The organism is Stenotrophomonas sp. 2619 (assembly GCF_040548725.1).
In the GTDB taxonomy this organism is placed as follows: Bacteria; Pseudomonadota; Gammaproteobacteria; order Xanthomonadales; family Xanthomonadaceae; genus Stenotrophomonas; species Stenotrophomonas maltophilia_AP.
This window is the reverse complement of the sequence record NZ_JBEPSF010000022.1, coordinates 49,207-62,974: the sequence shown is the minus strand read 5'-3', so window position 1 is coordinate 62,974 and position 13,768 is coordinate 49,207. Positions and strand designations below refer to the sequence as shown.

General features: G+C 67.2%; 13 protein-coding genes. 10 read left to right on the top strand and 3 right to left on the bottom strand.

Annotation, left to right across the window (positions count from 1 at the left end):
* The first annotated feature begins 45 nt into the window (after positions 1 to 45).
* From ABIA71_RS18965 to ABIA71_RS18950, 4 genes are all read left to right on the top strand, one after another.
* Positions 46 to 588, top strand: a complete 543-nt coding sequence (locus ABIA71_RS18965) for an HD-GYP domain-containing protein (RefSeq protein ID WP_502961283.1) — start codon at positions 46 to 48, stop codon at positions 586 to 588.
* 188 nt (positions 589 to 776) lie between these two features.
* The gene (locus tag ABIA71_RS18960) at positions 777 to 1,004 is read left to right on the top strand and encodes a hypothetical protein (protein ID WP_354287311.1); all 228 of its coding nucleotides are present in this window, start codon (positions 777 to 779) and stop codon (positions 1,002 to 1,004) included.
* Between the two features lie 22 nt (positions 1,005 to 1,026).
* Positions 1,027 to 1,428, top strand: a complete 402-nt coding sequence (locus ABIA71_RS18955) for an RHS repeat-associated core domain-containing protein (RefSeq protein WP_354287310.1) — start codon at positions 1,027 to 1,029, stop codon at positions 1,426 to 1,428.
* A 5-nt stretch (positions 1,429 to 1,433) separates the two neighbouring features.
* Entirely contained in the window at positions 1,434 to 1,751 is a 318-nt protein-coding gene (locus ABIA71_RS18950) for a hypothetical protein (RefSeq protein ID WP_354287308.1), read from the top strand.
* Positions 1,752 to 1,926: 175 nt separating this feature from the next.
* Here the strand turns inward: ABIA71_RS18950 and ABIA71_RS18945 are convergent, their stop codons facing one another.
* On the bottom strand, positions 1,927 to 4,023 hold the full coding sequence (locus tag ABIA71_RS18945) for a M13 family metallopeptidase (RefSeq protein ID WP_354287307.1): 2,097 nt from the start codon (positions 4,021 to 4,023) through the stop codon (positions 1,927 to 1,929).
* Between the two features lie 121 nt (positions 4,024 to 4,144).
* On the opposite strand from ABIA71_RS18945, the gene ABIA71_RS18940 reads away from it, so the two are divergent.
* Positions 4,145 to 4,561, top strand: a complete 417-nt coding sequence (locus ABIA71_RS18940) for a hypothetical protein (protein WP_354287305.1) — start codon at positions 4,145 to 4,147, stop codon at positions 4,559 to 4,561.
* Positions 4,562 to 4,842: 281 nt separating this feature from the next.
* Here the strand turns inward: ABIA71_RS18940 and gpmA are convergent, their stop codons facing one another.
* Together gpmA and ABIA71_RS18930 are read right to left on the bottom strand one after the other, a co-directional pair.
* Positions 4,843 to 5,592: a 2,3-diphosphoglycerate-dependent phosphoglycerate mutase gene (gene gpmA, locus ABIA71_RS18935; protein ID WP_354287303.1), complete on the bottom strand. Its 750-nt coding sequence runs from the start codon at positions 5,590 to 5,592 to the stop codon at positions 4,843 to 4,845.
* 76 nt (positions 5,593 to 5,668) lie between these two features.
* A complete protein-coding gene (locus ABIA71_RS18930) occupies positions 5,669 to 6,700 on the bottom strand; it encodes a cation diffusion facilitator family transporter (protein WP_354287301.1) in 1,032 nt (343 codons plus the stop codon).
* Positions 6,701 to 6,848: 148 nt separating this feature from the next.
* On the opposite strand from ABIA71_RS18930, the gene ABIA71_RS18925 reads away from it, so the two are divergent.
* The 5 genes from ABIA71_RS18925 (at position 6,849) to ABIA71_RS18905 (ending at position 13,766) form a co-directional block, all read left to right on the top strand.
* A complete protein-coding gene (locus ABIA71_RS18925; protein ID WP_354287299.1) occupies positions 6,849 to 8,273 on the top strand; it encodes a GGDEF domain-containing protein in 1,425 nt (474 codons plus the stop codon).
* A gap of 123 nt (positions 8,274 to 8,396) precedes the next feature.
* Entirely contained in the window at positions 8,397 to 9,527 is a 1,131-nt protein-coding gene (locus tag ABIA71_RS18920) for a metallophosphoesterase (protein WP_502961282.1), read from the top strand.
* A 66-nt stretch (positions 9,528 to 9,593) separates the two neighbouring features.
* Positions 9,594 to 9,986, top strand: coding sequence for a BlaI/MecI/CopY family transcriptional regulator (locus ABIA71_RS18915; protein ID WP_128095897.1), 393 nt, complete (start codon positions 9,594 to 9,596; stop codon positions 9,984 to 9,986).
* Entirely contained in the window at positions 9,983 to 11,476 is a 1,494-nt protein-coding gene (locus ABIA71_RS18910) for a peptidoglycan DD-metalloendopeptidase family protein (RefSeq protein WP_354287297.1), read from the top strand. The genes ABIA71_RS18915 and ABIA71_RS18910 overlap by 4 nt, the downstream gene beginning before the upstream one ends.
* Before the next feature lie 112 nt (positions 11,477 to 11,588).
* Positions 11,589 to 13,766, top strand: a complete 2,178-nt coding sequence (locus tag ABIA71_RS18905) for a TonB-dependent receptor plug domain-containing protein (protein ID WP_354287295.1) — start codon at positions 11,589 to 11,591, stop codon at positions 13,764 to 13,766.
* The last annotated feature ends 2 nt before the right edge of the window (positions 13,767 to 13,768 follow it).

The following is a 13,768-nucleotide window of genomic DNA, read 5'->3' as shown; positions in this document are numbered from 1 at the left end:
TACGCCTCCCCCGCCGCATTGGGCTGCTCCATCGACGCGTTGTCGATGTCGCTGCAGCTGCGCGATGCCTACACCCGCCACCACTGCGACCGCGTCGGCCTGCTGGCCCGCTCGCTGGCCCGGCATTGCAGCCTGGCCCCTGATCAGTGCGACCAGATCGAACTGGCCGCCTGCTTCCACGACATCGGCAAGATCGGCATTCCCGACGACGTGCTGCTCAGTCCCGGGCGGCATGACCACGCCGAGCAGGCGATCATGCGCCAACACCCCGAACACGGCGAACGCATTTTCCTGGCCACCGGGCGCGCCGACGCCGCCGACGTGGCCCGCCTGATCCGCGCGCACCACGAAGCCTTCGACGGCAGCGGCTACCCCGACGGCCTGCGCGGCGAGCGCATTCCGCTGGGCGCGCGCATCCTCACCATCGTCGACGCCTGGGACGCGATGACCAGCGACCGCCCGTATCGCGATGCGATGGAGCGCGGCCGGGTCATGCGCATCCTGGACGACGCGTCCGGCGGCATGATCGACGCCTACCTGCTGGGTGCCTTCCAGGACCTGCTGCGGCGCGAACCGGCGCTGGCCTGACGCACACGGGCTGGCCGCACGCACGCGACGGAATGGCCGTGGTTTGACAGGGGTCGCCACGTCGCTCCGCACTGAATTCGACGGCCATTGCCACCTTTGGCCTCCTCCTCGCACTCCGATTCCGAGAACTCCCGTCCTGTGCCATGAATGCCACGCCTTGCTTCAAGGCTCTTTCAGGGATTGGAAGGATGCGCAGGTTCGCAAGAGCTGCAGGCGGTGTGCCTATTAGTTTCATGGAAATTGAAGGTTCTGTTCGAAAATTGGGTGCGGCAGGCACTTGGCAGTGGTTCGTGCTGTTGATTTGCGTTGGTGTGCTGCCAAACGCAGGCGCACAGACAGTCACCTATATCCATACCGACGCACTGGGGTCGGTAGTGACGCAATCGGACGCAAGCGGCAACGTAGTTAAGCGCTGACTACGAGCCTTATGGCGTCGTTGTGGGCGAGCAGACCAGGGATGGGCCCGGGTACGCGGGGCATGTCAGCGACTCGGCTACCGGGCTGAGTTACATGCAGCAGCGCTACATGGATCCGCAATTGGGCATGTTCCTATCGACAGATCCTGTCACGGCATACCAGAGGCCAATTCAGCAATTCAATCGGTACCGGTACGCGAACGGGAAAGGGCCTCACACGCAACGTGGCCAGCACGACGGCAGAAACGGAAAGTACGATCAGGCCAGAGAATTTGATGGCAGCGGGAGGCCAGTTAAGACGATTGATTTTACTGATCACGGCCGACCGGGTAATCATACGAACCCGCACGAACATCCCCATGAACCGAGCGCTACAGGAGGTACGCCTTCACGTGGACCAGCACGACCGCTTAACGGAGGTTGAAAGTCATGACAGAAATGGTTTGGGGATTTCCAATTACAGGGAACGCCGTAGTTGACACACTAAAGTGCAACTTTCGATCCGATGAGCTTTGGCACGTAGTGCATATGGATGTGCCATCGGGAATGGCGTCAGCGACGGCGCTGAACGAACTTCGAGAGAAGATGTCAGGTGGACCGGTAGAGATGGTCACGGCCGAGCTCTGCGAGGCGCTGGCCGGTGCTCCGCAAGTCTGGGTGTTGGACATTCGACTGGCGTCGGACAATGCAGTTCAGCTCTACATCGAGGATGGCGAAGTGTTCGAGGCGAATTTGAACCACGCGTAGTGTGCGGGTTCGACTCCTTCTTTGTAGATATGGCAGGCCGTAGATCTGGTGTGCCCGTCCACATCGGAGATCGCTAGAACCAAAAAACGCCGCGATCCCGAGTGGGATCGCGGCGTTCTTGTTGAACTGACAGTACGACGTTGGGCGGTGTCCTGTTCCACTCAACGCGCTGTGATCACCAGATCACGACACGCTTGTCGTCGGCACGCACCATCGCATCGCCCGCCTTGCACTCGAACGCCTTGGCATAAGCCGGCATGTTGGACGGTGCGCCATTGGCGCGGAAGTTGGCCGGGGCGTGCGGGTCGGTGTTCAGACGCACGCGCAGCTCGCCTTCGTTGAAGTTGCGGCGCCACACGGTGGCCCAGTTCATGAAGAAGCGCTGGTCCTGGCTGTGACCGTCCACGGCCACGTTGGCCTTCGGGTCTTCCTTCAACGCCATCTGCAGCGCGTCGTAGGCCACGGTCAGGCCGCCCAGGTCGCCGATGTTCTCGCCCAGGGTAAGCTTGCCCTTCACGTTCACGCCCGGCAGCGATTCATAGCCGTCGAACTGTGCCACCAGCTGGTCGGTGCGGCCGGTGAAGGCCTTGCGGTCGCTGTCGGTCCACCAGTTGTCGAAGTTGCCGTTGGCCGCGAACTGGCTGCCCGAGTCGTCGTAGCCGTGCATCATTTCATGGCCGATCACCGCGCCGATGCCGCCGTAGTTCAACGCCGGATCCGCCTTGGCGTCGAAGAACGGCGCCTGCAGGATGGCAGCCGGGAACACGATCTCGTTCTTGGTGGCGTTGTAGTAGGCGTTGACGGTCTGCGGGGTCATGCCCCACTCGGTCTTGTCCACCGGCTTGCCGATCTTGTTCAACATGTAGCGGTAGTTGAACGCGCGCGCGGCCTGCATGTTGCCCAGGTAGCTGTCGGCGTTGGTTTCATAGCCCGACCAGTCGCGCCACTTGTCCGGGTAGCCGATCTTCGGGGTGAAGCTGGCCCACTTTTCCAGCGCCTTCTTGCGGGTGTCCTCGCCCATCCACTCCAGCTTCTCCAGGCGCGCCTTCAGCGCCACCGAGAGATTTTCCACCAGGTGCTGCATCTGCACCTTGGAGTCGGCCGGGAACACCGCGTTGACGTACAGCTGGCCGAGGCCTTCGCCGATCGCGCCATTGACCGACTCCAGCACCCGCTTCCAGCGCGGCTGCATTTCCTTCTGGCCACGCAGGGTGGTGCTGTAGAAGTCGAAGTTGGCCTTCTCGAACGCGCTGCTCAGGTACGGCGACGCATCATCGATGGTGTGGAAGCGCAGGTAGGCCTGCCAGGTGCTGGCCGGCACATCGGCAAGCATCTTGTCCACTTCGGTGAAGAACGCCGGCTGGGCCAGCGAGAACTTCTGCGCGGCCGGCACCTTCAGGGTGTCAAACAGCGCGGTCCAGCTGAAGTTCGGGGTGAGCGTGTCGGCTTCAGCAGCGCTGACCGGGTTGTAGCGCTTGGCCGGATCGCGCAGTTCGATGCGCGACAGCGAGGCCTTGGCCAGGCGGGTTTCAAAGTCCAGCACGGCCTTGGCCTGGGTCTTGGCCTGCGCGGCATCCACGCCGGACAGGGTCAGTGCCTGCGCGATGTAGGCCACGTATGCGTCGCGGATCTTGGCCTGCGCATCATCGATGTAGTAGCCCTTCTCCGGCAGGCCCAGTCCGCCCTGGCCGACGTAGGCGATGACGTTGGCCGAATCCTTGTAGTCGGCATTGGCCGACAGCGAGAACAGCACGCCCTGGCCCTGCGCCTGGCTGTCGCGCAGGTATTGGGTGATGGCGGCGGTGTCGTTCAGCGCGGCGATCTTGTCCAGCTGCGGCTGCAGCGGGGTAATGCCGGCCGCTTCGATCTTGGCCTCATCCGAGCCGGTGCGCCAGATGTCACCGATCTTGGCTTCCACCGAACCGGCCTTGGGCTTGCTGGCGGCGGCCTGCTGCACCAATGCATGCTGCACTTCCAGCGAGCGCTCGCGCAGGATTTCGAAGCTGCCCCAGGTAGTCTGGTCGTTGGGCACCGGGTTGGCGGTGAGCCACTTGCTGTTGACGAAGCCGTTGAGGTCCGTGCACGCGGCGATCGACGGGTCCAGGTCGGCGCTGTTGAGCGAGATCAGCGCGGTCTTGATCTGCGACTGATCAAACGCCGGCGTGGCCGCATCGGCGGACGCGGCAGGCGCGGTGTCATGCTTGCCACATGCGGCCAACGAGGCGGCGATGGCGAGGGTCAGGCCCAGCGGGACCAGGTTGCGGACGTTCATGGCGAGTCTCCAACGGCGAATCACCCAGCGTAGCCGCTGCGGCGATGGCGGGGACCGGCCAAAGGTCACAGGTGGGGGGGGGCCGGCGCACGCACTGGAAAGATCGGTACCATCGCCAAGGATGAAGCACCTCACACTTTCCACCACGCAGCCGGATCCGCTGCACCTGTACACCGACCGCCTGGTCGGTGATGAACACCTGCCCGACGCCGTAGCCGCACAGATCGCGACCGCGCCGCGCGCGCATCTGCTGGCCTGGTCCGTCGCGGAGGCCGGCCTGGTGGGGTTCAGCCAGAACGCGCAGAACCTGATCCTCCCCTTCCCGCTGGTAGGTGCTGGCATCGGCATCATGAAACCGGCCAAAGCCCGTGGCTTCGTCACCCTGTTCGTGTCCACGGCCGAACAGGGCGTGATCAGTGCACTGGGCAGCCCCACGTTCCAGCAGGCGACGCTGGATGGATTGCTCGCGCAGCAGGATGCGCTGGCCGCGCTGCTGGGCTGCAGTGTCACGGTAGAGGATTGGGGCTACGACTGCTGACGGCGAACGTCAGCCGGCCAACGCCCCCCCCCGCCCGGGTAGAGCCACCCCATGGGTGGCTGTGCGTGACCCCTTGCATCGCGTGCAGCCACCCATGGGGTGGCTCTACCGGCGGAAGGCAGAACCCTGTGGAGATGCGGTGTGTAGGCAACCGGCATCCCGAGGGGGTAGAGCCACCCCATGGGTGGCTGTGCGTGACCCCTGCATCGCGTGCAGCCACCCATGGGGTGGCTCTACCGGCGGGGGTAAAGAAAAGGCCGGCTTGCGCCGGCCTTTCGTTGTTACTTCGCCTTGCCCTGGTTGGCCACCGCTTCGGCGGCCTTGCGGGCCGCTTCCGGGTCGCCCAGGTAGCGGAACGACTGCACCGTCAGGTCGTCGTTGAGTTCGAACAGCAACGGAATGCCGGTCGGGATGTTGAGCTCCAGGATGGCTTCCTGCGAGACATTGTTGAGGTACTTGTACAGCGCGCGCAGCGAATTGCCGTGCGCGGTCACCAGCACAGTCTTGCCGTCCTTCAGCTGCGGGGCGATCGCGTCGAACCAGTACGGCAGCACGCGGTCCAGCGTGGTGGCCAGCGATTCGGTGCCCGGCAGCGCGTTGCGGTCCAGGCCGGCGTAGCGGCGGTCGTGGATCGGATGGCCCGGGTCTTCGACGTCCATCGCCGGCGGCGGAATGTCGTAAGAGCGGCGCCAGATCTTGACCTGGTCCTCGCCGTGCTTGGCGGCGGTCTCGGCCTTGTCCAGGCCCTGCAGCCCGCCGTAATGGCGTTCGTTCAAGCGCCAGCTCTTGCTCACCGGCAGCCAGTCCTGGTCCAGCTCGGCCAATGCACCCTGCAGGGTGTGGATGGCGCGCTTCAGCACCGAGGTATGCGCCACATCGAACTGCAGCCCTTCTTCGCGCATCAGGCGGCCGGCGGCGGCGGCCTCGCGGCGGCCCTGTTCGGTCAGTTCCACGTCCACCCAACCGGTGAAGCGGTTGTCCAGGTTCCACTGGCTCTGGCCGTGGCGCAACAGTACGAGTTTCCGGGTCACTGCAGTATCTCCGACAGATGGCAAGGCAGACCCGCATTGTAGCGGCAAGCCTGCCCTGCCCCGCACCCGGCCCGGTTCAGGGATGGGGATGGCCGTGGTGGCCCTGCGCGTCCGGCCCGGTGCGGCGGCCGTCGGTCACGGCATGCGCGTGGTCGGCATGGCCGTGGGCGTGGTCGCCATGATCATGGCCGGCATGCGCATCGCCCGCCTTGGGGCTGCCCACGCTGCAGCTGTCGCCGCAGTGATCCGCTTCGATCTGCAGGGTCACATGCTCGATCTCGAACCGGTCATGCAGCGTGGTGGTCAGCGCGCGGCGCAGCGCATCGGCATCCACGCCGTCGGCCATCACCACGTGTGCGGTCAACGCCGGCGTGCTTGATGCCAGCGCCCACACGTGCAGGTCGTGCACATCGACCACGCCGTCCTGCGCGCCCAACGCCGTGCGCACCGCCGCGAGGTCGGTGCCCTTGGGCACGCCTTCAAGCAGCACGTTGATGGCCTCGCGCATCAGCACCCATGTGCGCGGCAGCACCCACAGGCCGATCAGCACCGCCAGGATCGGATCGATCATCTTCCAGCCGGTCCAGCGGATCAGCAGCGCGCCGATGATCACCGCGACCGACCCGAGCATGTCGGCCCAGACTTCCAGGTAGGCGCCCTTCACGTTGAGGCTTTCGCCGCTGCCGGCGCGCAGCAGGCGCATCGAGATCAGGTTGATGCCCAGGCCGACGGCTGCGATCACCAGCATGCCGGTGGAGGCGATCTCCTGCGGCTGGCGGAACCGCTCGATGGCTTCCCAGAGAATGTAGCCGGCCACCACGAACAGCATGCCGCCGTTGACCATCGCGCCGAGCGCTTCCAGACGTGCGTAGCCGTAGGTGCGCTTGGCATCCGGCGGGCGGCGGCTGAGCCGCACCGCCACCAGCGCGATCATCAATGCGAGGGTATCGGTGGCCATGTGCGCCGCGTCGGACAGCAGCGCCAGGCTGTTGGTCCAGAACGCGCCCGCCACTTCCACCAGCAGGAAGGTCGTGGTCAGGCCCAGCGCCCACCACAAGGGTTTTTCGTGGCGGATTTCGCTGGGCAGGTGATCGTGGTCGTGACCCATGAAGGTATCTCCGTTGCAATGCGCGCAGAGTAAGCAGGCGATGCGCCGGAGACTATTACACTTGGGCTCGCGTTCATTCTGTAACTTCATTACAGCCACGCGCGGCCGTTAACCTTCGACGGCCTGTGTGGCGGGAAGAGCAACCATCGTGGATATCGTTCCAAACCTGGATGAGGCCAGCCGGCCACTGGCCGATGCATGGCAGCAGACCCTGCAGGCCACCAGCCCCGACGCGGCCGCGCTGCTGGCCGACCTGGCAGCCCGGTCGCCGCCCGACCTGGCCCATCACTTCTATGACGTGCTGCTGGAGGACCCGCGTGCCAGCCGCTTCCTGTCCCACGACCAGGTGCGCCTGCGCTTGAAGCCGGCCATGCAGCGCTGGCTGACCCAGCTGCTGACGGCCACGCCCGACAGCATCGCCGCACTGGTGGCGGCGCAGCGGGTGATCGGCGACGTGCATGCGCGCGTGGGCATCCCGGTGGATCTGGTCACGCGCGGCACGCGCGTGCTCAAGCAGCGCCTGTTCGCGCAGATTGTCGCCGACGCGCCGAACAGCCACGTGGCCTTCGAGGCCATCAGCTGCCTGAGTGCGTCGGTGGACATCGCCCTGGAGGGCATGACCCTGGCCTACACGCATGCACGCGAGCGCTCCTCGCGCACCGATGCGGCGTACCGGCTGTTTTCGCTGGTGCAGAACGTGAGCACCGAACGCGAACGCCAGCGCGCGTTGCTGCTGGATTGGGAAAACGCGCTGTTGTACGCCATTGCCAGCCAGGCCACCGACGCCGACACCGTCGACCTGGCGCATTCCGACTTCGGCCTGTGGTTCACCCACAAGGGCATTCCCAGTTTTGGCGAAAGCAGCGAAACCGCACAGGTGGGCGCGCTGGTGGCGCAGGTGGACGCACAACTGCACGCCGCCCTGGCCCATGCCGATGTTGGCGCGCGCTTCGGCGCACTGCAGGGCATCCGCGAGCAGCTGGCGCGCATCCGCACGCTGATGGGCATGCTGTTCGAGCGGATCGGCGAACTCGACGCAGGCAGTGATGCCCTGACCAACCTGCTCAACCGGCGCTTCCTGCCCACCGTGCTGCGCCGTGAGATCGAACTGGCCACCTCGGCCAGTACGCCGTTCTCGATCCTGCTTCTGGACCTGGATCATTTCAAGGCGATCAACGATGCGCACGGCCACGACGGCGGCGACCGCGCCCTGCAGCACGTGGCAGCCCTGCTCGGCCAACTGACGCGCGGCAGCGACTACCTGTTCCGCTATGGCGGCGAGGAGTTCGTGGTGGTGCTGGTGGCGGCCACTGCGGCGCAGGCCGAGGTGATTGCCGAGAACCTGCGCCGGCAGATCGCACAGACCCCGGCGCAGCTGGCCGATGGCACCGCGTTGGCGTTGACCGCCAGCATCGGCGTGGCAGCGCACGATGGCCACCCGGACTATGAGCGGTTGATGGCGCGTGCCGATGCGGCGATGTACCAGGCCAAAAAGCGCGGCCGCAATCGTGTGGTGCTGGCCGACGATGCGATGCCGGAGGCGCCCGGCCGCCAGGCCCTGCAGCGCGGCTGAGTGACCCGCCAACCGCCTGTTCCTGCACATCCATCGGTACCAACGGCGCATGCCCGACGCATGCGCCGCGGCGTAGGATCATCCCGTGCGCCTGCGCACGCCTTCTTTACCCGGACGCCGCCGATGCCTGCCTGTCGTACCCTGCGCGCGATGCACGCGCTGTTTCCCTGCCTGCTGTTGCTGGCCGCTTTCACCACCAGCGCGCGCGAGGTGGCCGCACCGGCCGAGCACGTCGATGCGGATGGTCCGTACGTGTTCGTTACCGCCAAGGGCCACGAGGCCACGTGGATCTGCAACGACCACATTGTGCACCGTACGCTGCCGGCCCGCGGCGATACCACGCAGGTGGTGCCCGAGTGCGGCTACCCGCACCCTGTGACCGTGCTGCCGCCGCGCACCGCCGAGGTGGCGCAGTATCCGGCCACGCCGCGCATCGTCGCGGTGTCGGACATCCACGGCCAGTACGACCTGCTGGTCCGGCTACTGCGCGCCCACCATGTGATCGATGCGCGCGACCAGTGGTCGCTCGGCGATGCCACCCTGGTGGTGGCCGGGGACGTGTTCGACCGCGGCCCGCAGGTGACCGAAGCGTTCTGGCTGCTGTACGGCCTGCAGCAGCAGGCCCGCGCGGCCGGCGGCGCGGTGCACTTCGTGCTGGGCAACCACGAAACGATGGTGCTCTACGACGACCTGCGCTACGTGAATCCAAAATACCTCAGGAGCGCGCAGCTGCTGGGCCGCAGCTACCCCGCGCTGTACGGGCCGGATTCGGTGATCGGACAATGGCTGCGCACCCGCCCGGTCATGCTGAAGATCGGCGACACGCTGTTCCTGCACGGTGGCATCGCACCGGAGAACCTGGACCTGGTGCGCGGCATGGACGCCACCAACACCATGTACCAGGCAGCCGTGGGGCTGCCGCGCGATCAGGTCAAGGCAGCGCCGGACACGGCGCGCCTGTTCGACGGCAAGACCAGCCCGATCTGGTACCGCGGCTACTTCGACGGGCAGCTGGACACCGCCCAGGTCGATGCGCTGCTCACCCAGCTGGAGCTCAAGCGCATCGTGGTGGGGCATACCTCGATGCCGCACGTGAGCACGTTCCACGGCGACCGCATCATCGCCATCGACAGCAGCATCAAGAACGGCGAGAACGGCGAACTGCTGTTCATCGAGGACGGGGTGCTCAGCCGCGGCCTGCTTGACGGCAGCCGGGTGCCGCTGGCCGAGGGGAAGATGGGACTCGAGGACTGACCCTCTTGCGGGGCATGCGACACTTGTCGCACACTTGCGACACCACTCCTTGATGCTGGTGTCGCCATGGCGCGTGTGCCCACCCCTTCGAACGCCGAGCTGGAACTGCTCAAATGCCTCTGGCGCAACAGCGCCTGCAGTGCGCGCGAGTTGCACAACGGCGTTGCCGCCACGCTGGATTGGTCGTACTCGTCCACGCGCAAGACCTTGGAGCGCATGGTCGACAAGGGGCTGGTCGATGAGAGCGCCGAGCACGGTCTGAACGTGTACCGGGCCAAGGTGGGCAAGGTGGCCACCCTGGCCGCCCTGAGCGCGGACTTCGCCCGCCGCGTGCTGGAAATCGACGGTGGCCTGCCGATGCAGGCCTTCGCCGACAGCCGCCTGTTGAGCGAGACCGAACTGCAGCAACTGGACGCCCTGCTCCGTGATCCCGACCCCGACCAGGAGCCGCAGCCATGAGCCTGCCGTTGCCGGATCCGGCGCTGGTGCACCTGCTGGGCAGCCTGCTCTGCGCTGGCCTGGCATGGGGCGTAGGCAACGCGTTGCACCGATGGCTGCAGCTTTCCGCGGCCGCCACGCGCTACTGGCTGTGTCTCTGGCTGCTGGCCGTGCTGCCCCCGTTGCTGGCGATGGCGCTGGCGGTGGCGGCACCGTCGCAGGTCGCCGCGCTGCCCTCGCCGTTGGCGCTCCCCATCGCACTGGATCTGGACGCCGGCGGCCCGGCCATTACGACAGGCATCACCGCGGCCCCCCGGCTGGGCTGGCCAACGCTCGCGCAGGTGCTGTGGGCGGCCTATCTGACCGGTGCCGGCATCGCGCTGCTAAGCCTGCTGCGCGGCACCCTGGCGGTGGCGCGGATCGCACGCGCCGCGCCGTCTGTGCCGCCGGCTGCGTGGCGTGGCGCAGCCAGCCGCGACTACGCCGGCCAGCTTGCCCGGCAGGGCATCCGCATACGCCTCACCCAACACGCCGTGAGCCCGTTCGCCGTGCGCTGGCCACGCCCGACCATCGTGCTGCCTGCCACCGCGCTGCAGGTGTTCAGCGATCGCCAACTGCGGTTGGTACTGGGCCATGAAGCGGCCCACCTTGCCCGTCGCGATCCGCAGCGGGCCGGCGCGATGGCGGTGGTGGACGCAGTGCTGTGGTTCAACCCGTTCGTGCGCCGCATCACCGCGCGCGTGCAGATGGCCGTCGAACTGCGGTGCGACGCGCTGGCGCTGGGGAGCGACGACACCGCGCGGCGTGACTTTGCCGCCGCCTACCTGCAGGCGTTGCGCATGGCCGGCCATGGCGCAACGCCGGCATCGCCCAGCGCATTGACCCATCGCGACGCCGCCGGCCACCGGCTGCGCATCCAGCACATGCTCGGCGGCGATGCCGGACGCACGCTGCCACTGGCTGCGCGCACCCTGCTCGGCGCCGGTGCACTGGGGATTGGCGCGATGCTGGTGCTGGTCCAGGCAGGTACCGCCGCCACGCCGCTTCCATTGGGCATCGTGGCCATCGCCGCTTCGCCTGCGCGTGCAACCCCTGAAGCGTCGCTGCTGGCCGCGGCCACCATGCGTTTTGCCGCCCCGCTGGCGCAATCGCGTATCACCGGGCACTACGGCGATGCAGGCGGCATCCGCCAGCGCGCGCACCGCGGCACCGATTTCGGCGCACGCGTCGGTACGCCGGTACTGGCCCCGGCCGACGCCACCGTGGTGGCCGCCACGCCGGATTATCCGGGCGGCGCGCAGTACGGCACCGTGGTGGTGCTGGACCACGGCAATGGCTGGCAGACCCTGTTCGCCCACCTGGACGGCACCGATGTGCAGGTGGGCCAGCAGGTGCGTAGCGGGGATCCGATCGCCCGCACCGGCCGCAGCGGCCGGGTGACCGGCCCGCACCTGCACATGGAGATGCTGTTCAACGGCGAACGCATCGACCCGCAGCGTCGCCTGCCATGAGCCGCTGACCCGCTCCACCGCGTTGCTTCCCGTTGCATCTGGTCTTCCTGGTCGCAGGAGGGACAGCTGTTGCCTGACCCACGGCCGCCACGGCCCCTCCTGGATCGCCCGCATGCCCCTGCCCGCCACCTGCCGTCCGTTCCTGCTGCTGCCGCTGTGCATCGCCCCGGCTGCCTGGGCCCAATCGACCGCCCACGACGACGGCACCGCGCCCCCCACCGAACTGGACACCGTGCAGGTACAGGCGGCGCACTACCAGGCGCGTCGCGATGACACCGCCACGCGGATCGTGATCGATGCCACGCAGTTGCGTCAGTACGGCGATCCGGCCCTGCTGGATGCGCTCAAACGGCTGCCGGGAATCAGCGTCGGCCAGGGCGCGCCTGGCCGCAGCGGCACACTGTCGCTGCGCGGACTGGGCGCCGGCTATACGCAGATCCTGATCAACGGGCAGAAGGCACCGCTGGGGTTCGACCTGGACGCACTGAGCCCGGAGATGGTCGAACGGGTCGAAATCCTGCGCGCGCCCACCGCCGACCAGCGCACCGAAGCAATCGCCGGCACGCTCAACATCGTGCTGGTCGCCGGTGCACGCAAGGAGGCCGAATCGTTGGCGCTGGCGTGGGGGCTGTCCAACGCGCGCAGCGCACCGTCGCTGACCTGGCAGCGCAGCCGTCGCCAGGCACACCGCAGCCAGTCGGTGGCTGTCAGCGCGTCGCGCCGCGCGTTCCTGGTGGAGCAGCAGGCCCTGGAAACAGCGTATGGCCCTGACGGGCAGCCGGACGTGCTGCGCAGCAGCCGGTTGCGGGCGACGGGATCTCGCCAGGCGGTGTCGCTTGCGCCCAGCGTGGAGCTCAGCCTCGACAATGGCGACACCCTGACGTTGCAGGCGCTGGCCGACGCCAGCCGCTTCCAGCGCAGCACCGACATCGCCTGGGACACCTGGCTGGGGCCGCCGCTGGCGCAGGTCCGCTACCGGCAACGCACGCGCATCGCGGTGGGACAACTCAGCGGCAGCGCAGGCTGGACCCATCCCTTCGCTGTCGGCGGCAGCTTCACCACGCGGCTTGCCGCAGGCGGCAACCGTGAAGACTACCGCTACCGCGAGCAAGGCGTCGGTACCGATGGCCAGCAGAACCTGGACGACCATACCGACGCGCGCCTGCGCGTGCACAACGTCAACAGCACCGGGAAATACGCGCTGCCCACGCACGGCCGACATACGCTGGAAGTTGGCTGGGAAGGCAGCCTCGACGGTCGCGATGAAGCCCGCCTGCAGCAGTTGCGGCCCATCGCGGGCGATGCCGGCAGCATCAGCGATCTCGCCTTCGATGCGCGCATCCGGCGCATGGCCGTGTATGGGCAGGACGACCTGCAGCTCGGCCCACGCTGGTCGATGTACCTGGGGCTGCGCTGGGAAACCATCGACATCCGCAGCGCCGGTAGTGGCTTTGCCGCCATCCGGCAGCGCGACAGCGTGCTGTCGCCGGTGCTGCAGTCCCTGTGGAAGCTGCCGGGTACCCGCGACGACCAGCTGCGCGTGGCGCTGAGCCGCACGTACAAGTCCCCGACGCTGGCCTCGCTGATCCCGCGCCCGTACACCTCGACCAACAACCGGCCGCTGAACCCTGACGAGCAGGGCAACCCGGCATTGCGCCCGGAGCTGGCCACCGGCGTGGATATCGCCTACGAAACCCACGGCAAGGACGGCACCGAACTCAGCCTGGGGGCCTACGCACGGCGCATCCAGGACGTGGTGCGCACCGAAACCACCGCGCAGGACGGGCGCTGGGTCGCAACACCGCGCAACGCAGGCGATGCTACCAGCTGGGGAGTGGAAATGGACGCGCGAGTGGCATTGGCGCGGTTCCTGGCCAACGCACCGGACGTGTCGTTCCGCCTCAATGCCACGCGCAACTGGTCGCGCGTGGCGGATGTGCCCGGACCCGACAACCGCCTGGACGGGCAGCTGCGTTTCACCGGTTCGCTGGGCGCCGACTACCGGATCAACCCGCGTTGGACGACGGGGCTGAACTACAGCTACCGCAGTGGCGGTCCGGTGCGTATCAGCAGCGGACAGATCGACATCGATGCCTACCAGCGCGAGCTGGACCTGTATGCGTTGTGGACGCTGGGGCCGCGCACCAAGCTCCGGCTCAGCGCCAACAATCTGCTGCGGCAGGACCTGGTGTCCGGCCAGGTCCTGTGGGATGCGCAGGGGCGGCAGCAACTGCAGCAGCGCAGATCGGGCGCGCCGCTGTGGCGGCTGCAGTGGGAGCAGCAGCTCTGACC

Coding starts and splice junctions, on each gene's coding strand:
- ABIA71_RS18930 (WP_354287301.1), bottom strand. CDS start 6,700: ATGGGTCACGACCACGATCACCTGCCCAGCGAAATCCGCCACGAAAAA.
- ABIA71_RS18940 (WP_354287305.1), top strand. CDS start 4,145: ATGAAGCACCTCACACTTTCCACCACGCAGCCGGATCCGCTGCACCTG.
- ABIA71_RS18920 (WP_502961282.1), top strand. CDS start 8,397: ATGCCTGCCTGTCGTACCCTGCGCGCGATGCACGCGCTGTTTCCCTGC.
- ABIA71_RS18915 (WP_128095897.1), top strand. CDS start 9,594: ATGGCGCGTGTGCCCACCCCTTCGAACGCCGAGCTGGAACTGCTCAAA.
- ABIA71_RS18905 (WP_354287295.1), top strand. CDS start 11,589: ATGCCCCTGCCCGCCACCTGCCGTCCGTTCCTGCTGCTGCCGCTGTGC.
- ABIA71_RS18910 (WP_354287297.1), top strand. CDS start 9,983: ATGAGCCTGCCGTTGCCGGATCCGGCGCTGGTGCACCTGCTGGGCAGC.
- ABIA71_RS18960 (WP_354287311.1), top strand. CDS start 777: ATGCGCAGGTTCGCAAGAGCTGCAGGCGGTGTGCCTATTAGTTTCATG.
- ABIA71_RS18945 (WP_354287307.1), bottom strand. CDS start 4,023: ATGAACGTCCGCAACCTGGTCCCGCTGGGCCTGACCCTCGCCATCGCC.
- ABIA71_RS18950 (WP_354287308.1), top strand. CDS start 1,434: ATGACAGAAATGGTTTGGGGATTTCCAATTACAGGGAACGCCGTAGTT.
- ABIA71_RS18965 (WP_502961283.1), top strand. CDS start 46: ATGTCGCTGCAGCTGCGCGATGCCTACACCCGCCACCACTGCGACCGC.